The sequence below is a fragment of the Mesorhizobium sp. genome (assembly GCF_965229135.1).
GTDB lineage: Bacteria > Pseudomonadota > Alphaproteobacteria > Rhizobiales > Rhizobiaceae > Mesorhizobium.
On record NZ_OZ245860.1, the window covers coordinates 5692843 to 5711182 of the forward strand.

Consider the following 18340-nt stretch of genomic DNA (forward strand, 5'->3'; position numbering starts at 1 on the left):
GACGATCGCCGCCGACGCATGTCAACGATCCGTTCATCCTGCGCGGCTAGTCTGGCTTTTTCGCATGCCACGGCCGTAACGGCCGCGGCGGCGGCGTGCGCGGCCCGCGTCAGACAGTGAGTGCAGGGTGTCCAATCTTATCGATCTCAAGGCGATCCTGATCATCGCGCTGATCTTCCTGCCGCTGGAGCGGCTGCTGCCGCTCCATGCCGAGCAGTCGCCGGCGCGGCGCCACTGGCTCAACGACCTCGTCTACCTGGCCTTCAACGGCATCCTCATCAAGCTCGGCCTGCTGCTGGTCATCGGCTTCGCCATGCTGGCCGTCCACCGGGTCGTTCCGGACAGCGTGACGGCCGCTGTCCAGTCGCAGCCGGTCTGGCTGCAGGCGATCGAGGTGCTGGTGATCGCCGACACCGGTTTCTACCTGGCGCATCGCGCGTTTCACGCCGTGCCGTTCCTGTGGCGCTTCCATTCCATCCACCATTCGATCGAGGAGATGGACTGGCTGGCGGCGCACCGGGTGCACCCCGTCGACCAGATCCTGACCAAATCGGCCTCGTTCCTGCCGCTGTTCGCGCTTGGCTTTTCCAGCTCGGCGATCCTGATCTTCACGCTTATCTATCAGTGGCAATCGCTGCTCATCCATTCCAACACGCGCATCAGGTTCGGGCCGCTGAAATGGCTGCTTGCCTCGCCGCAGTTCCATCACTGGCATCATGCCAACCAGCGCGAGGCCTATGACAAGAACTTCGCCGGGCAGCTGCCCTTCCTCGACATGCTGGGCGGCACGCTGTTCATGCCCGACCGGATGCCGGACAAATACGGCGTCGACGACCCTGTTCCCCACCTCTACCACCAGCAGCTGGCCTATCCGTTCGTGGCCAACGCCGCGGCACTGGCGCAGCCACGGCTGGCCGCCGAATCGCCGAAGGACAGCTGAGCCAAACGGCATCCGGCAAAAAGTTTCGCGGGCCTGTCGGAAGCGGCAACCCTTCGTCGTCCTTGGGTGGAAACCCGCGCCCTGAAGGACCAAGTCATGTTATCGCAAGCCGTTCCATCGCCGCTCAAGACAACAGCCATTCTCATTGGCCGCCTGATCTTCGCCGCCGTCTTCCTGATGGCCGTGACGTTCAAGTTCCTGGGCATGGGAGCGACCGCCGGCTACATCGCCGCGGCTGGCTTTCCCGTTCCGCTGTTCCTGGCCTGGTGCGCGGCGCTGCTCGAATGCGCCCTGGTGATCTGCTTCCTGACCGGCGCCTTCTTTTCGCAGGCTGCCCTCGCCGCCGCCGTCTACGTGCTGTTCCTTGGCTTTTCCTTCCATGGGCCGGGACACTGGGCCGCCAACCAGGACGAGTTCGGCTTTTTCGTCGACCATTTTACGTTCCTGGCCGGACTGCTGTTTGCCGCCGCCAATGGGCCGGGCCGGGTACTGACGCTGAATCCCGCCAGGTCCTGACCCCGGCCATGCGCTGACGATGTGGCTCGCGACCGCCGCGTCGTCATGGTGGTCGCCGGTTATCGGCAGGCCTGCGATTTGGCGGCCTTCATGGCTCGGGGTGTGAGCCGGGCGTGCGAAAAGCGCACAGATCCAGATCGCGACATGCCGGCCCGCGGGCGCTGGCCCTTGACGTAGCCTTGTTTCGCCCCAGTTTGGTGGGGCGGGAGTTTTCAAAATGCGACATAGCTGGGAAAAGCCGTCCAGTCTCCTGGAGCGGTATTTCGGGGTGGTCATCGCCATTGGCCTTGTTGCCGGATTGTCGGCGATGACGATGCTTGGTTATACGCCCTGATGCAGTCGCCCTGGCTGCCTCCTCGCGTCAGCCCGGTTGCGGCGCGACGGGGATCAGGCCATAGCGCAGCATGACTTCCTTCATCTTCGCCGGATCGGGCGCGCCGGCGCCAAGGAGTGCCGCGATCTCACGGAAGTAGCCGGGTCCCAGCGCACCCGGCGTCAGTACGCAGAGGCATGTCGCCGGCGCTTGCGTCCTGTTGGTGAAGCCATGCACCACGCCGCGCCTGATGAAGGCGGATTGTCCGGGGCCGATGGCGACGTCCTGACCGTCGATGTGAAAATTGATGGTGCCGTCCAGCCCATAGACGGCCTCGTCCCAGCTGTCGTGATAATGGGGGACCGGCATGCGGGCGTTGGGCTGCGCCGTCATCTCGAACATGTCGATGCTGCCGCCGGTGGTCTCCCTGGACTGCAGGAACCGCAGTTCCAGCCCGCCCATGCGTATCGTTTCGATCGCCATCTTCCGCTCCCTCGGCCGGCGCACGCCGCGCCAGGCAAGGGCATCATCATCCCACCGTGGAAAAAGGCCAAGCGCTATCTGTGTTCGGAAAACGTCCGGCCGGACGCGGCGTTGGTGAATTCACCTTTGCCAATCCACAATCCATAAAAGTGAAGCAATCGATGATCCCCGGCTCGCCCGTGCCGTTCGTCGAACTCAGCACGCCGGCCGTACCGAAATAGCGGCCCTAATGTAGCCTCGGCGACTTCAAGGAGGCTAAAAACTCAAGGGCTTTGTCGACATTCTCGTCTCTGGAAGGATTGAGCTGTCGCTGTGTCGTCAACAATACCCGATATACAGGCTCGCTGAGCACCCATTGTCGCATCCAATAGATTTGGTCCTCGTCAAGGTTGCCCCAATAAGCACTCTCGAAGACGTCGGTCGCGAACAAAAACCCCGATGTGCTTGATACGAAATAGGCCAGTTGCACGGTGGCATTTGCAGATGACGCGATAAGCCATGCTTCCATAATGGCCGTCAGATCCAATGCGAGCATGGCCATGGCGCAAATCCAATTAGCGCAGTCCGCGTCATCAGGATGCTCCTCGACTGCTTGCGCACACGCTCCGGTAAACAGTGCGCGGATGGCTGCCTGTTCGTGTGCCGGCCATTGTAGCCATTCTGCCCTCCTGAGCTTGCCGGCGATAACCGGCGGGTTGGTGCCAACCCAGAACGGCTCGTGCACCGCCTCTTCGAGGATGCGTGGCAGGAAATGCTTATAGTCGAAGACATCGCCAACCGTGGTCAGCGCATAGCCGGCGTAAGGTCCGATCTGCTCGCCAGTGAGTTGGCGCAAAGGCGCCGAGGTCAATGTCTTCAGGATTTCGGCGGGATCGCGGAGCGGCGAGGCGTGCAGGGTCCTCGGCCGTGGATAGTCTGAAAACGCCGCATAGCATTCGTCAATCAGGCGCTGAAGCTCGGCGTCGGGCTGCATCGCTATTGCGGCCTTAGCCAATTGGCGAGCAGGCTGAGCGGCCAGATCAGCAAGTAGGCGAGCGAGGCATCGGTGGGGCGCACGAAGGCGATGGCGACGCTGGCCAGCGCGCTGACGCCGATGATCAATGCCGCCCGCCAGCCGGTGTCGTGGCCCTCGGCCGTGCCGTCGGTAAACAGCGCCGGGTGCGCCTTCAGGTGCAGGTTGCGCAACACGGCAACCAGCTGGATGGCGACGATGTTGACGGCGTAGATGATGTGCGACTGCGGCAGCTCGTCATGCTCGCCGATCAGCGAGGTGGTGAAGGGCACGACGCTGGTCACCAGCAACCAGAGCACGACAAGCCTGAACAGCCGCCCGTCGATATGACCGACGTGTCGGAAGTCCCTGACGTGGCGCTGCCAGCAGAGCGCCAGGATGAGGAAGCTCACCACCCATGAGACGATCTTCGGCCGCAGCGTGCCGAGCGCACCGAACAGATCGCCATGGATATCGTCGGGCAGCTTCAGCCCGAAGACGAGCAGCGTCATGGTGATGGCGATAATGCCATCGACGAGCGCATCCAGGCGATTGCGGGGCAGGTAGGATGTTGCCGTCATCCTCTGCTTATACGCGAAGGCGTATAAACCTGGATAGACGCGACAATCCCAGATCGAGCGACCAGGGCAGGGCGGGCTTTCGCTTACACCTGGTCGTTGTAGGCTTCCTTCATCTGCCCGACCATTCGCGCCAGTTTCGAAAATGAGGGAATGTCGGCTTCCGGCTGGCACTGGTTGGCCAGTTCCAGCAGCCGGATCGGAAAATTGACGGCGTCGCGGCTCGACGACGACATGCCCCCGGACCGTTCCTCGCCGGTCTCGCTGGCCTCGGCCTTGCGCAAGGCGACGTCGATCTCCTCGGCCGAGAGCACCCCCTTGCGAACAAGCGCGTGGTTGATGGCGGCGATGGCCATCAGCAGGCCTTCGATTTGCAGATTGGCGACGTTCATGGCTTTGCTCCCATTGATGGTCCCAAACGCGCGAAGCCCGGTTCCGATCCGGACGGCGGCCTGCAAATGCCGAAGACCGGCAAGACGCGCCGCCCATGAACTGATTCATGCAATGTGCCTAAAGGCTTGTTTTCATGTGCGTCTGGCCGTTCCGGCGCGGCCGCGATGCCTTGCCCGCGAAAAGCGGCTATGATGGCGATCTGGTTTCGAAGCAGGGAGGTTGTCTTGCGCCTTTACCTGGCCCTTGGTTTTGCCCTGGCGATGACCACGGCTGCCTCCGCCGACATGGGCATGACCTTCGAATGGGGGCCTACGGCCAAGTGCTTCGATGCGAAATCGCCGCCGATCACGCTCTCGGGCGTTCCCGCCGGCACGAAGACACTGGCCTTCAACATGGTCGATCTCGATGCGCCCGGCTTCAAACATGGCGGCGGCACGCTGGCCTTCGGCGGCCAGAAGACCTTGCCCTATGGAGCCTTCAGCTATCGCGGACCATGCCCGCCGAGGCCGCACACCTATGAGATCTCGGTGCGGGCGCTCGATGCCGGCGGCAAGGCGCTCGCCACGGCCAAGGCGCGAAGACGGTTTCCGTAACGGCGCCAGACAGGAAAGGGTCTACGCCTCGCGCCAGCGTTCGCCATACTCGCGCCAAAGCATCTTCGCCTCCAGGCTGCCGAGGCGCGGGGTGGACGGATCGCCATAGGCAATGACGGCGGCGCTGATGTCGTAATGGGGGTAGGCGGAAGCGACGATCTGTATGGCCTCGCCGAGCGAGCGTGGGCGGAACACGGGATCAGCCTGACCCTGGCCAAGGCTGCGGATGCCGGAAACCGTGGCCGGCGCATTCCGCATCCTGAACACGGATGCCATGGCTGGTCTGTCCATCGTCCTCTCCCACAAGGCCGCGGAACATGATGATCCCACAAGTGCCGGCTAAAGACCAGCCCGTGCAAGGTTGCGGCGACGATGCCGGTCCTCGGGCGGCAATGCTTGTCGGGTGAGGGCAGATATGCTATCGTCCCAAGTACGGTGCTGATTTGCGCCGTGACCTTCCAGACCCGCCGCCAGGCGGGTTTTTTGTTTTCAGCCGCCAAACCGCCGGCTTGTCGAGCAGGTCTATGTCTGGCATCCTGAATTTGATGGGAATGGAGTTCTCCCGAAACCGCCGATAATGGCTGATGACTCCTGCCGCGAAACCGCGGTGGGAGTCTGTCGATCCCGCCGCAATGGCGGGCTTCGTGCTCGCCTCAGAGAGGATCGAGCATGTCTTTCACGAATTGCCTTGTCGTCATGGTCGGTGGTGCGCTGGGCACGCTGGCGCGCTATCTCGTTTCCACATGGGCACTGCCGGTGAGCAGCCAATTGCCCTGGGGCACGATCATCATCAACATCAGCGGCTCGCTGCTGATCGGCTTCTTCGGCACGCTGACCTTGGCCGGCGGGCGCTATCCGGCGTCCGAAAGCCTGCGCCTGTTCGTGATGATCGGCCTATGCGGCGGCTACACGACCTTCTCGTCGTTCAGCCTGCAGACGCTCGACCTGATGCGGGCGGGTGGGCTTGGCCGGGCGGTGCTGAACATCGGCCTGTCGGTGGTGCTGTGCGTGGGCGCCGTGGCGCTCGGGCATGCCATCGCGGCGCGGATCAATGGCGGCGCAACGCAGATCGCGCAGAGTGTGATCGAGGAGGAGGGGTAGGCTCATGGTTGCGAGACGTTTAGGAATTGTTTCTTAAAACCCGTAGACCGGCTGAGGGCAGCTGTGCTACATATTCGTCCATGGTGCTGATTTGCGCCTATGACCCGCCGCCGAGGTGGGTTTGTTTTCGGCGGTCCCACAAGACGAACGCCGACATTGAATGCCGGCGCTCCACGACGCCCCCCTCTGTCCTGCCGGACATCTCCCTCACAAGGAGGGAGATTGGCTGTAACCACGGCTTTCGCCAATCGCCAACGTTGCAAGCATGGCGGGACGTTGAGGCTGCCGATCTCCCCACACAAGTGGGGGAAATGTCCGGCAGGACAGAGGGGCCGCGAAGTAATGCTTCCTCGTTCAGATCCACGCCAACGATCTTCCACACCAAATCCGAGACATCCCATGTCCACACGCTATGCCACCATCATCACCGGCGATGACGGCCGCGAGGTCGTCAGTGCCATTGGCCTGTTCGCGGGCGCGGCTCCCGACGTTTCGGCCGGGCGCGTCGAGGCGGTGGGCGCGGGCGTGCTGATCGGGATGGTGCGGGGCGGGGCGGTCGATGCCGCCGGCGGGTTCGGTTTTCCGTCGGGCTCGGCCGGCGTTGAGGGCCTTGCGATTGGTCTTGCCTTGCTGAACAGGACCGAGGCGAAGCCGGACATCGTGCCCTTTGCCGCACCCGCGCAAGGGCCGAAGAGGGCGGCGCGCAAGGCCAGGCCCAAGCGCAAGAAGCCCGGCAAGGGCAAGAAGGCAGGGCGGGCCCGGATCGTTGAACCCGGAGCCGCCGAAGGCCCCGCCCATGGCTGACGCCGGCGATATCGGCGGCTCCCGAAGGCCATCCGCGAAAGCCCGGCCCAAGCGGGCGAAGCAGACGCTGGGCGACGATTTCCTCGAGGCGGTTCGGGCGGACTTCAAGGCGCACGGCGCCGGCGTGATCGCAGAGGTGCGGGCGGACAAGCCCGACCAGTATCTCAAGATCGTGCTTTCGGTGCTGCCCAAGGATCTCAATGTCACCATCAACCAACTGGACGCGCTGAGCGATGACGAAATCCGCATCCGCATCCGGGCGCTCGAAGCCGTCGTCCGGCCCTTCCTTCTCGGCGAGGATGGAATATCTGGCGCTGCTGGCGGAACTGGACCGCAGGCGGCGCGGTAATCTCCTGGCTGTTTACAGGCCGTATCGGCGCCAGGCCGAGTTCCACGCGGCGGGCGCCGTCAACCGCGAACGCCTGTTCATGGCCGGCAACCAGCTGGGCAAGACCAGGGCCGGCGGGGCGGAATGGGCCATGCACCTGACCGGCCGCTATCCGGACTGGTGGCAAGGCAAGGTCTTCGACGGCGCCGTGCGGCTGTGGGCCGCCGGCGTGACGGGCGAGGGCACGCGCGACAACCCGCAGCGCGTGCTGATGGGCCCGCCGCAGCGGCAGGCGGCCTGGGGCACGGGCATGATCCCCGGCGACGCCATCGTCAACACCATCATGGGGCGTGGCGCGCCGGGCGCGCTGGACAGCGTCGTGGTGCGCCATGGCGGCGGCGGCGACGTGCAGGCCGGCGAGAGTGTGCTGTCGTTCAAGAGCTATGAAAAGGGCCGAGAGAAGTGGCAGGGCGAAACACTGCACGGCGTGTGGTTCGACGAGGAGCCGCCGCTGGACATCTATTCCGAAGGCCTGACCCGCACCAACGCGACCGGCGGCATCACCATCGTGACCTTCACGCCGCTGCTCGGGATGAGCGATGTGGTGCTGTTGTTCTTGTCGGCGGGTGAGGTGGAGGGGATGGGGAAGGGGTGACGGACGGCTCAATGCGCGACGTTTCTTCCTCTCCCCCTGTGGGAGAAGGTGGCCGAGTGAAGCTCGGTCGGATGAGAGGGACTCCAGCTTTGCGCCGCCGATGCTCAGTCCAGCACCCCTCAACCGTCTCGGCGCTGCGCGCTGATCCACCTCCTCCCACAAGGGGAGAAGGCATAGCCGCCGCGTCAGGCCGGAAAATCGCGCCAGAACAATACGATCCCACCGGCACCTCTCAACATGATTCAGGAAGCCGTCTATGTCCCGCCACGTCACCTTCATGACCATCGACGATGCCGAGCATTATACGCCGCGGGAGCGCGCGGCGATCGTGGCCGCCTATCCCGCGCATGAGCGCGAGGCGCGGGCAGCGGGCATTCCGGTGCTGGGTTCGGGCCGCATCTTTCCGGTGGCCGAGGAGCTGATCGTCCGCGAGCCGTTCCGGCTGCCGCGCTATTGGCCGCGCATCGGGGCGCTCGACTTCGGCTGGGACCATCCGTCGGCGGCCGTCGAACTCGCCTGGGATACGGAGGCTGATGTCGTCTATGTCTCGAAAGCCATCCGCGCTTCGCAGCAGACACCGGCCATGCAGGCGCTGACGCTGAAGCCTTGGGGCGAATGGCTGCCCTGGGCATGGCCGCGCGACGGCCGCCGCGAAACGCTGGAGGGGGCGGGCGTGGCGCTCGCCCGGCAGTATCAGGCGCATGGGCTGAACATGCTGTCCGGCCATGCCCGGTTCGCCGACGGCTCCGTCTCGGTCGAGGCCGGGCTGATGGAAATTCTGGACCGCATGCAGTCCGGCCGCTTCAAGGTTTTTTCGACGCTGACCGACTGGTTCGAGGAGTTCCGGCTCTACCACCGCAAGGACGGCCAGGTGGTGAAGCTGCGCGACGATCTGATGGCGGCGACACGCTACGGCGTGATGATGCTGAGGGAGGCGGTGATCGATCCCTCGGAGTTCAAGGCGGCAAGACGGCCGGCGGGGCAGAGCGATCCGCTGGGGGCGTTTCGGTAGTTACCTCTTGCCCGGTTCGTGAAGTGCCTTTTGAGTTGCGGTGGCCGCTTCCATGAAGCGATCGAATTCCTGTGGAGAGAAGGGATAACTGTTGCTTTCACCGTTTCGATAACCCTCCAAGTAGACGGCCCTTTCGCCGTCCTCTTTTTCCCAAATCTTGAATGTCATCGTGCAGCGATAGTTCTCCATCTCAATCCGGCTTATCAGCTTTGCACTCCATGCTAGGCGAATCGCAGTCAGCAATCGTTTAAACAACAATAGGAAGTTCCCCCGCTTCTGATTGTTATTCTAATACAGGTTCAATACTTCCGAAAGAGCTGTATTCGCCCGGCGTCGTTCCCGCGCCGGCGCCAGCGCGTTGGCTGCGCGGTGTCAAGTTGCCGCGGGCGAGTTGCTTCCGGCCGTGGGGCACGCAACCCGATTTCATCATGATCTTTCGAATGCGGCGGCCAGCTGCGCGCGATCCGGCCCTGCCGTGATCGCCGATGGCGCGCGCCCTTTCAAAGTCATTCGAGCAGGAAGCCGCCAATGGTCCACATCATTCCTCTCTCCATTGCCCAGCGCCGGCTCGATACCGGCAATGCGCCGCCATATCCGCAGGGATCGCCGGTCGGCGGCGCCATGCAGGGTTTTGGCGACCAGCTTTCCGCTGTCGCCGAGCGCTACCAGCAAATGAAGGACCAGCAGGAGGCGTTCGACGCCGACCTGGCGCGCCGCCGGTTCAACGGCCGGGTGGCGCAGGCGGAAGACGAGGTGGCGGCGAACGCGCCGGCCGACGGTGCCGGCCTGCATGACGCCATGTATTCCGCCCAGGTCGATCCGCGCAGCGGAAAAGTGGTGAAGCCCAGCCTGTTCGACATGATGTTCGACGAGGCGCTGCCGAACATTCCTCAGAGCCAGCGCGCCGCTTTTGCCAACCAGAAGGATGCGCTGTACGCGGCCGGCGCGCTGCGCATGGCGCAGCGGCAGCTTCAGCGGCGCAGGGATTATGAGCAGGCGCAGGTCGACACGGCGCTGCAGACCAGCGCCATCGCCATCGGCAACGCCGATCCCGACGACCACGTCACCTTCGAGGCCGCCCGCCAGGAAGGGCTCGACCTGATCGACAAGATGGGTGTCGACCAAGGGATCAGGCAGCAGAAGGCCAAGGACTGGTTCAGCACCGCCGCCAAGGCGCGCTTCGAGGCGCTGATCGCCAAGGATCCCAAGCGAGCGCTGGAGATGGCTGGTGTCGGGACACCGGCTGTCAGCAGCGATGCCGCCGACGTTCAGCCCATGGAGTGGATCCCCGTTTCGGGCAGTTCGGATGAGGTGGCAGCGAAAGGCGATCGCGTCGGCAGGCTGACGCCTGACGAGCGAGTGGAGCAGGCGTTTGGGGACAGCGATCTGGCGCCCGACCCAATGGCGATCAAGCCAGCGACCGACCATCTCGCCGACCTGTCTCCAGATGACATTCAGCGACTGATCAACCAGGCACACGCGGCGAATACGGCCCAACTGATCGTGGCGCGCACCAACATCGCCCTCGCTTCGCAGAACGCCCCGGACGCAATCGCCAAAACAGGCAGTTATTCCGGCACTGTACCTAGCCCTGCGGACTTCGCCGCCGTTTACGGCACTCAAGAGGGCGAGAAACAGTACCGGGACTTTGCCCAAAAGATCGATGTCGGCCGTCAGGCCTTCGGCATGCAGACCATGCCCAATCAGGCGATCCACGCAGCGCTACGCGATGCAGAGCCTGCGCCGGGCAGTTCCACGGAGGAACAGACACGCTATCAGACTACCGCTGCTGCTGCCCTCAAGACTCTGAGCATGAGGCGGGAAGACCCTGCTGGTTATGTTCGTGCGGTCTTCCCCAATGTTGACGCCGCCTGGAGGGCGGCAACGGATCCAGACAGCAAGTCCAGGATCAGCGATCCGGAGGCGTACAAATGGGCCATCGCCGCCTCTGTTGCAGCCCAGAAGCAACTGGGGGTCGAGATCCTCCAACCCTTACCGAGGGCCATTGTTCAGGATCTTGCCGACGCCTTTAGCGACGAAGACGGTCCGCAGGCTGAGAAGGACATCACCCTGCGTGATCTTCTGGCGGCAGCGCCCGATCCGGCTGCTCGCGAGGCCCTATCTCAGCAGTTGGACCAAGCCCGCCTTCCTCAACCACCCCAAGTCGACCCAATCATCACAAATGCGACAGGGCAAAGCCGGCCTCCGTCAGCGGACCCTGGCGAGCCCCGGTCGGCATTCCGTGAAGCAGCGGAGGACTTCGGCGATTATCTCAGCGAGAGTTTCGAGGCACTAGGCCGCATCCCGCACGACATCGGGCTGTTTCTCCGGGATCTGCGCGACGATCCGTTGGATGCACTTAGTCAACTGCCGGTTGGTTCTGCCTCTGGGGTAACTGCCGGGGGAGCCGCAGGTCTTCGGTGGTTGGGTACTGGCCTTGCTAAAGAGGCTCCTGTCGCCGAAAGTCTGGCGATAGACCTTGGAAGGGTTTTTTCAAAGAAATATCAAAGGGTCTTCTTTGAAAAATATCCAGAGCTAATAGGAAAAGTTTTCATACATCACAGAATAGAACAGGATGTCCTTAAAAAATTTCCAGGTCTTTTTGACGAAAATTCATGCATTCTCTAGAAAATCTGGTAGGAATTCCGAAAGATCTAAATGCAACCTTGCATCTTCGAGATATTAGGTTGGCTTGGAATCAATTTTATAGAGAATTCGCCAATCCGACAAAGCAACAATTCCTTGATAAAGCCGCTGAAATCGATAGAAGATTTGGCCATTTGTTCAACCCGCCAGTAGGTAAATGATGCTATATTTCTACATAGAGCCCGAAGTGGCGGGCGGGCTTGGCGACCACACGGTGAGGGATGTGAGTGTCCATCCGCCAATCATAACGAAGCTGCACTACGAATTTCAAGGTTGGCTTGGCGACGTGTTGCTCGAGAGTTTTCCGTGCTTCATTGTCACCGAAGGAGCAAAAAGCGCGCTATTGGAAATAGGTATCTCCGGTGTGATACTCGGTCCGGTCGAAGTAAGTACCTCTGACCTCTTTGAGGAAATGCAGCCGGACCAGAAGCTTCCGCCGTTCGTATGGCTGAAAGTGAACGGGAATGCCGGCCGCGACGATTTTGGAATAGCGAGAGATTACCGCCTCGTCGTTTCCGAGCGCGTTCTCGATGCACTCAAGCCGTTGGGAATCTCCAATGCCTTGATAGAGCCTTTTGAAGTTTCTTGATCCTTGACCTTGGCGGCTCTTGGTGGGGGGCGTTGAAACGATGGATTGCTGCCCTGAGGTCCAAACCTGCCGGAGTGACACGAGGGCACGCCACCGACGGGTCGACAGGACTCTTCTACATAGAGCCAAACGTCGCTGATGGGCTTGGCAACCACCGTTCTTGAGCCGAGCGTTCATCCACCGCTTGCGACCAAGCTTCACTACGAAGTACAGGGCTGGTTCGGTGATGTGCTCGTAACGACGTTCCCATGTTACCTCGTCACTGAGGAAACCCAGCGCGCGCTGCAGAAGATGGGCTTTTCAGGTGCGACCTTCGCGGCGTCGAAGTGACAATATCCCAAGAGTTTCGTGAGGATCAACCTGGGCAGGAACTTCCACCCCTCGTCTGGTTGAAAGTGAATGGGAAGGCAGGCCGCGACGACTTCGGGATCGCAGCGAACTATGATCTTGTCATCTCAGAGCGTGTTCTCGATTTGCTGCAATCATTGGGAATACCATTTGCTGTGATCGAGCTTTACGATGGCCAGTAGCAATGCTTGGCCCTTCGAGACCAAGGGTGGCAGAAACATTTCGCTGAGGAGTGCAGAGTCCTCACTTCTTCTGGCGGACTTGGCGATCACGCGATCATGGACGGGCAGGTGGTAAAACTGCGCGATGATCTGATGGCGGCGACGCGCTACGGCGTCATGATGCTGCGCGAGGCGTTGGTTGATCCGGCGGAGTTCAAGGCGGCAAGGCCGGCGAAGGGCCAGAGCGATCCGCTGGGGGCGTTTCGGTAGGGGCAAGGCCCCAACACTTCGTCATCCTCGGGCTTGCCCCGGGGATCCATGCCGTGGCCATCGCCGAAGATTGCCGCGCATCAGAATTCTGAACCGCTGCACCGCTCGAAAGTCACGGCATGGATCCCGTGGTCTGCGCGCGTCGCTTCGCTCCTTGCTCCGCCATGGGATGACGAAAGTCCGGTCAACGCTGGGCGCGTCCCCAGAATCCTCAGTCTGAAAATCCGCAAAAACGCGGCGGCCAGCTGCGCGCGATCCGGCCCTGCCGTGATCGCCGATGGCGCGCGCCCTTTCAAAGTCATGCGAGCAGGAAACCGCCAATGGTCCACATCATTCCTCTCTCCATTGCCCAGCGCCGGCTCGATACCGGCAATGCCGTTCAATATCCCAACGGCTCGCCGGTCGGCGCTGCCATGCAGGGCTTTGGCGACCAGCTTTCCGCGGTCGCCGCGCACTACCAGAAGATGAAAGCGCAGCAGGAGGCGTTTGACGCCGACCTGGCACGCCGCCGGTTCAACGGCCGGGTCGCGCAGGCGGAAGACGAGGTGGCGGCCAACGCCGCGCCTGATGGCACCGGCCTGCTTGACGCCATGTATTCCGCCCAGGTCGATCCGCGCAGCGGAAAAGTGAAGCCAAGCCTGTTCGACGTGATGTTCGACGAGGCGCTGCCGAATATGCCCGAGAGTCAGCGCGCCGCTTTCGCCAACCAAAAGGACACGCTGCTCGCGGTTGGCGCGCGGCGCATGGCGATACGGCAGCGCCAGCGCCGCAACGATTATGAGCAGGCTGAGGTCGACACGGCGCTGCAGACCAGCGCCATCGCCATCGGCAAGGCCGATCCTGACGACCTCGTCACCTTCGAGGCCGCCCGCCAGGAAGGGCTCGACCTGATCGACAAGATGGGGGTCGACCAAGGGATCAGGCAGCAGAAGGCCAAGGACTGGTTCAGCACTGCCGCCAAGGCGCGCTTCGAGGCGCTGATCGCCAGGGATCCGCAGCGTGCATTGGAGATGTTTGGTGTGGGCACGCCGGCCTCCGGCAGCGAGGCCACCGAGGATGGCGGGCGGGGCCGTTCCTTGTCGGATGGCCCAAAGATGGCGCCCGGAAAAGAAGCTCGCGTCGGCACGCAGACTCCCGATGAGCGCATAGCGCAGGCGTTCAGGGACGATCTTCCGCAGCAGGAACAGGAAGCTCTGACCTTAAAGGCAAAGCTGGTCAAGTTCACTCAAGACATCGAGACGCGCGTCGCGATCGGCCGCGCGGAGGCGGAGGCGCCGGGCGAGATCGCACGCACAGGCGCTTATTCCGGCCCAATGCCGGGCAAGGACGCCTACAGGATTATCTACGGCCTCGATGAGGGCGACAGGCGTCGGCAGGGTCTCGAATGGCAGGTCAATGTCAACAGGCAGGTCTTCGACATGAGGACCATGCCGAACAAGGCGGTCAATGTCGCCTTTCTAAATGCCACTTCGGAGTCCGGCGGATCACAGGAAGACAATCTGCATCGCCTGGCGACCGGCGTCGCGGCAATGCGAGTTCTCGCCGGGAGACGAACCGATGCCTGGGGTTCGGCCACGGAGTCGATGCCGGCCATCGCTACGGCCTGGAAAGCTGTGGTGGGCGGCGGGCTCGAAGACCCCAACGGCTATGACAAGGAAGCTTACGACAAAGCGATAATCATGGCTCTTGCCGCGCAGGAAAGACTGGGTATCGAGAACCTACAGCTCGTGCCGCAGTCCATTATTCAAGAGCTTTCGGACAGTCGTGACAGTCCTAGTACGTATCAGCAGGAAAAGAACGCGAAAATAATCGCCCTGCTTAGGAAAACATCCGGCCCTGTTGCTCGAGCGGCCGTGGGTAGGCAATTGGCCACCGCCGGTCTTGGTTGGATCATGCCGGCCGAGACTGGTTATCAACCGCCATCCACCAGTTCCATATTTGCATCGCAGGCCAAAGCGCTTGGCAAGCTGGCTGCGAATGCGGGGATATTTTTGGGCCAGGTCAGTGACCGGATGGGCTCCAACCTTGCTTCACTTGGCGGAGCCAGCATCGAGTCTCCAGGAAACAAGGACGTCTATTACAAGCCGGCGAACGACGTTGAGAACCTTATGATGCATCAGGGATCTGATGCGGCGACCTGGGCCTTGGGCGAAGGTGCTGGGAAAGGAATAGCGCGAGCGATTGAATGGCTCGGCTCCAGGGCGGCAGGGCAAGCGGAACGATCCATTGGTGGTCTGGAGGCCGCAAATACGCCAACCTCCAAGGTCGCTCCCGGTCAGACTGCTGACGCAGGAGCGAAAGCGGAGACCGGCACCAGCCTATACTCCTACTACCCGCCCAATGACGGCTTCCTCGGACCTATTGTGGAGGAGACGTTACCTGTCGGAGCCCGTATTGATCGCTACGGGATCGAAACGGGTGCCTTCGCGGCTCCCGAAGGTACTCCTGTTTGGATGCGGAGCCTCGTTCCTGGTACTGTAGAGTTCAAGCCATACAACGTGTACGAGGTTGCAAAGCCTGTTAAGGTTCTGTCAGGAAAGAGTGCGCCCTGGTTTGGTCAAGGTGGCGGCGGTAAGCAGTATAAATTCCGTACTTCGATTGGGGATGCGATCGATGTAGAGGGATACCTAAGGAGGTTGCCGGAATGACCAGAGATGAGTTTTATTCGGCCATTGATGGCGAGAATATTATGTCTCATTCTTACAGCTTGTATGATACCAAAGATGATTCATTTGTTTTGGATAAGATCGGTAATGCGTGGTGTGTATATTACACTGAGCGCGGCTCCCAGTCGAGATGCGAGAGGTTTAAGACGGAATCTGATGCTTTGGAATATCTTTTGAAAATACTTATGGCAAGTCATACATCGCGACAAGGACCAAGAGGATTTTAAGATGAACGACCATGTCATTGTTATCGGTGGCTGGGAGGACGACAAAGGCCACGACATTCGGCTCCAGGACTTTATCATAAACGGAGAATCGTTCATTCCGATTTTTGTCGACGAGGCGACATTCAAGCGAGAGGCGGCCGGCAGCGGTTTCGAAAAACAAGGTATTTCGATCGACCGCAGTCTTCTCATCTCGATCCTCAGTGATGACCAGATGCTGCTCCTGAATCCTGGCAGCGACAGTTTGCGCATGAGAAGGGCGGATCTTGCGAGAGGATTGCAAAGCGTTTTAGCTGCCCCGAGGACATGAGCAGCCTCTACAGTACGCTCGACAATCCACGGTTTTCGGTCGAGTCACGAATTACTGGTAACAGTGCCGTCACCGTAACCGAGCGCAATTGAGTCGGTCAGTTCCGGCGCGACAGGGCGGGCAGAAGGCTCCATAGCCACCAAAAGGCAGCGATTGGTGAGGGGTATGAGGCAGTCGTGGCGAGAGCGCTTCCAAAAGGAGTAGTCGGAAAATACGTGATTGCTCCGGGTCCAAATGGCTCGGAAAGGTCCATCTGCCGGTGCACATTGGTTGCACCCAACTTTGAAGGCTGCTTGGCGGCAATGTGCAGTCCGGCGACTTCGGGGTGCGCTTATTAAAACTGCGCTCCAAGTAGATATACTTGTCGCAACCTAAGATTGATTTTTGGCGGCGACATGCCACGGCGTGATGATGCTGCGCGAAGCGGTGGTCGATTCCTCGGAGTTCAAGGCGGCGTGGCGGCCTGGCAGGCAGAGTGATCCGCTGGGAGCGTTCAGGTAGGGCAGACGATAGCCCGAACGCCGGCCGACGGCGGCGAGACTGCGGGTAATACTATGCAAGCCGCAAGCGGCTCTGTCTCGGGCAGCTTCAAGGCGGCGGCAGCGAAAGGCAACCGCGTCGGAAGGTTGGCCGCCGACGCTCTCGCTTATCTATCTCAAGATGACATTAAGTGACTGATCGACCGGGCGCACGCCGGGACCACCGCCCAACTCGTCGAAGCGCGCACCAACATCGCCCTTGCTTCGCAGAATGCCCCGGACGCTATCGCCAAAACAGGCAGTTATTCCGGCACTGTACCTGGCCCAGCGGACTTTGCCGCCGTTGATGGTGCCGAAGAGGGCGGGAAGCAGCACCGAGACTTTGCTCAAAAGATTGATGTCGGCCGCCAAGCCTTTGGCATGCGGTTCATGCCCAGCCAGGCGGTGCATGACTTGCTTCGCGATGCCGAGCCTGGCCCGGGAAGCTCACAAGATGAAGATCAAGGAGATCGCGATGTGCTCGCGGAGGCTGCAAGGCAGAATCTAAGCGCCAGGACCAACGATCCAGGTATAAATTATATATATTAATTCTTATCATTTTCTAATTTCTCTTCGAAATATTTATGTATATGTCGCCGTATTTCTTGGGTATCCTATATACCAGATTGTCTCCGGACAGGTAATATAAAGTTACAATTTGCTTAATATCGGATTTATTTAGGTATATAGTCTCCTTACCGTTTTTAAATGAACAGCATCGCAATAATTTAGTGTCATCACCAATGTTATATACTGACAATCCGTAGCCATCTCTGTAGTCGATAAAGCTTATTCGAAAACCTTTTTCGAACTGTGCGTGGCAGTCGCTTTTCTCCTTGCAGGTCGCGGATCCGCCAAAAAATCGTCCATCACTCACCCTGAGGACGAATTCTACAGAGTAACTTTTCTTAGAGGGCTCTCCGAAACATGGCGTGGTCATGGCGGAAGCAAAAGCCATAGCAGAAATAACGAAAGTCAAGATTGGGCGCATCTGCCCACATACGGAAATTACGGCGGTCCAGGCTGGACGGGCGGGGCCAGGGGTGGCGGTTTTGACTTGCCGCCCTTTGATATTCAGGATGGCTTTTATAAGCAACATGACAAAGATTATGATGACGCGAAGACGCCGGACGAGACTATCGCCGCAGACAGGAAACTTATATCATCCTTGAGATCATATCTCGACAATAAGCATTACGTTACGGATCCAGCCTTGAAGACCGAAAAGCAGCGGGATGAAGCATATGAATATGCCTGGGGCGCGATGAAAGCCTTTCAAGCCAAGGTCGCTGGTGAGGTTCATATTCGCGATGAGGCGAAAAGGGCTTACGACGACGCGCAATCGACCGTTGGTAGGGCACGGTTCGGAAACGGCATGTCGTTTGGGAACTGGTAGCGATCCGGAATGATTTCAGTGTCCTGTTGTCTTCCCGGTCGTGATTCGAGATTGATTTTAAGGTGGCAGCGGATGGGTTTTTATTTTTTTGGCCTTGTCTCGCTCTTGTTTGCGATAGGCCTGGCCGCGTTCGGTGTGTTCTTCAAAAATATCGGGCCTAAATTGCGTAATGGCATTATCTACGTTTCCGCACTTATCAGCATGCCAGGGTTTATGGTTATATGGGATTTCGCTGTGTACAGGATAATATGGCTGTTTCCGTGGAGTTGATTTATTTGGCATCGATCTAAGGCGGGGTGATTATATGCAGCTTTTTTTGATAGTCTTGTTTGGACTTGTCAGCTTCGTACTCGCGATATCCTTGGCGGTGACTGGCGTAAAATTTCAAGAGATTGCGCCGCTTCAGCGTGCGCTTCTTCTTTTTGGCGCTGCCGCGCTCAGTGTCCCCGGATTGATGTCCATGTACATGTTGCTGATATTCGGAGCCATTCTATCCCAGTGACGT

At 60.3% G+C, this 18340-nt stretch carries 18 protein-coding genes, 2 pseudogenes and 1 riboswitch; of the genes and pseudogenes, 14 read left to right on the forward strand and 6 right to left on the reverse strand.

Annotation, left to right across the window (positions count from 1 at the left end; translation table 11 throughout):
* Window positions 1-127 precede the first annotated feature (127 nt).
* Window positions 128-940, forward strand: coding sequence for a sterol desaturase family protein (locus ACO07C_RS27435; protein ID WP_421917330.1), 813 nt, complete (start codon window positions 128-130; stop codon window positions 938-940).
* A 96-nt stretch (window positions 941-1036) separates the two neighbouring features.
* A complete protein-coding gene (locus tag ACO07C_RS27440; protein ID WP_421917331.1) occupies window positions 1037-1456 on the forward strand; it encodes a DoxX family protein in 420 nt (139 codons plus the stop codon).
* Between the two features lie 361 nt (window positions 1457-1817).
* Here ACO07C_RS27440 and ACO07C_RS27445 read toward each other — a convergent pair whose 3' ends face one another.
* The 4 genes from ACO07C_RS27445 to ACO07C_RS27460 form a co-directional block, all read right to left on the reverse strand.
* Window positions 1818-2252 (reverse strand): cupin domain-containing protein, encoded by a 435-nt coding sequence (locus tag ACO07C_RS27445; RefSeq protein ID WP_421917332.1) that lies wholly within the window; start codon window positions 2250-2252, stop codon window positions 1818-1820.
* A gap of 226 nt (window positions 2253-2478) precedes the next feature.
* Complete coding sequence (locus ACO07C_RS27450) at window positions 2479-3225, reverse strand: hypothetical protein (RefSeq protein ID WP_421917333.1); 747 nt, start codon at window positions 3223-3225, stop codon at window positions 2479-2481.
* A gap of 2 nt (window positions 3226-3227) precedes the next feature.
* Complete coding sequence (locus tag ACO07C_RS27455) at window positions 3228-3824, reverse strand: TMEM175 family protein (protein WP_421917334.1); 597 nt, start codon at window positions 3822-3824, stop codon at window positions 3228-3230.
* An 83-nt stretch (window positions 3825-3907) separates the two neighbouring features.
* Window positions 3908-4213 carry a hypothetical protein gene (locus ACO07C_RS27460; RefSeq protein ID WP_421917336.1) on the reverse strand — a complete coding sequence of 102 codons (306 nt, stop codon included), beginning with the start codon at window positions 4211-4213 and terminating at the stop codon, window positions 3908-3910.
* Between the two features lie 225 nt (window positions 4214-4438).
* Between ACO07C_RS27460 and ACO07C_RS27465 the strand changes: the two genes are divergently transcribed.
* The gene (locus ACO07C_RS27465) at window positions 4439-4807 is read left to right on the forward strand and encodes a phospholipid-binding protein (protein ID WP_421917337.1); all 369 of its coding nucleotides are present in this window, start codon (window positions 4439-4441) and stop codon (window positions 4805-4807) included.
* 21 nt (window positions 4808-4828) lie between these two features.
* On the opposite strand, the gene ACO07C_RS27470 is transcribed toward ACO07C_RS27465, so the two are convergent.
* On the reverse strand, window positions 4829-5098 hold the full coding sequence (locus ACO07C_RS27470; protein WP_421917339.1) for a hypothetical protein: 270 nt from the start codon (window positions 5096-5098) through the stop codon (window positions 4829-4831).
* A gap of 247 nt (window positions 5099-5345) precedes the next feature.
* Window positions 5346-5408: riboswitch (Fluoride riboswitch) on the forward strand.
* A gap of 68 nt (window positions 5409-5476) precedes the next feature.
* Here ACO07C_RS27470 and crcB point away from each other — a divergent pair.
* The 10 genes and pseudogenes from crcB to ACO07C_RS27520 all read left to right on the forward strand — a co-directional run bounded on the left by crcB (window position 5477) and on the right by ACO07C_RS27520 (window position 15921).
* Entirely contained in the window at window positions 5477-5908 is a 432-nt protein-coding gene (gene crcB / locus ACO07C_RS27475) for a fluoride efflux transporter CrcB (RefSeq protein ID WP_421917340.1), read from the forward strand.
* Between the two features lie 399 nt (window positions 5909-6307).
* Window positions 6308-6712 carry a hypothetical protein gene (locus ACO07C_RS27480; RefSeq protein ID WP_421917341.1) on the forward strand — a complete coding sequence of 135 codons (405 nt, stop codon included), beginning with the start codon at window positions 6308-6310 and terminating at the stop codon, window positions 6710-6712.
* Complete coding sequence (locus tag ACO07C_RS27485) at window positions 6705-7061, forward strand: hypothetical protein (RefSeq protein WP_421917342.1); 357 nt, start codon at window positions 6705-6707, stop codon at window positions 7059-7061. The genes ACO07C_RS27480 and ACO07C_RS27485 overlap by 8 nt, the downstream gene beginning before the upstream one ends.
* Window positions 7012-7700 (forward strand): annotated as a pseudogene (locus ACO07C_RS27490) (terminase large subunit domain-containing protein); the annotation flags it as partial. The gene ACO07C_RS27485 and the pseudogene ACO07C_RS27490, both read left to right, overlap by 50 nt.
* 248 nt (window positions 7701-7948) lie before the next feature.
* Window positions 7949-8707: pseudogene (locus ACO07C_RS27495) on the forward strand (terminase large subunit domain-containing protein); the annotation flags it as partial.
* A 528-nt stretch (window positions 8708-9235) separates the two neighbouring features.
* Complete coding sequence (locus ACO07C_RS27500) at window positions 9236-11335, forward strand: hypothetical protein (RefSeq protein WP_421917343.1); 2100 nt, start codon at window positions 9236-9238, stop codon at window positions 11333-11335.
* 175 nt (window positions 11336-11510) lie between these two features.
* Window positions 11511-11942, forward strand: coding sequence for a hypothetical protein (locus tag ACO07C_RS27505; RefSeq protein ID WP_421917344.1), 432 nt, complete (start codon window positions 11511-11513; stop codon window positions 11940-11942).
* 626 nt (window positions 11943-12568) lie between these two features.
* Window positions 12569-12721 (forward strand): hypothetical protein, encoded by a 153-nt coding sequence (locus ACO07C_RS27510; protein WP_421917345.1) that lies wholly within the window; start codon window positions 12569-12571, stop codon window positions 12719-12721.
* A 320-nt stretch (window positions 12722-13041) separates the two neighbouring features.
* Window positions 13042-15369, forward strand: a complete 2328-nt coding sequence (locus ACO07C_RS27515) for a TNT domain-containing protein (protein ID WP_421917346.1) — start codon at window positions 13042-13044, stop codon at window positions 15367-15369.
* Window positions 15370-15615: 246 nt separating this feature from the next.
* Entirely contained in the window at window positions 15616-15921 is a 306-nt protein-coding gene (locus ACO07C_RS27520; protein ID WP_421917348.1) for a hypothetical protein, read from the forward strand.
* 650 nt (window positions 15922-16571) lie between these two features.
* Here ACO07C_RS27520 and ACO07C_RS27525 read toward each other — a convergent pair.
* Window positions 16572-16850, reverse strand: coding sequence for a hypothetical protein (locus ACO07C_RS27525; protein WP_421917349.1), 279 nt, complete (start codon window positions 16848-16850; stop codon window positions 16572-16574).
* A gap of 406 nt (window positions 16851-17256) precedes the next feature.
* Here ACO07C_RS27525 and ACO07C_RS27530 point away from each other — a divergent pair, with 406 nt between their 5' ends.
* Window positions 17257-17835 (forward strand): hypothetical protein, encoded by a 579-nt coding sequence (locus ACO07C_RS27530; protein ID WP_421917350.1) that lies wholly within the window; start codon window positions 17257-17259, stop codon window positions 17833-17835.
* The last annotated feature ends 505 nt before the right edge of the window (window positions 17836-18340 follow it).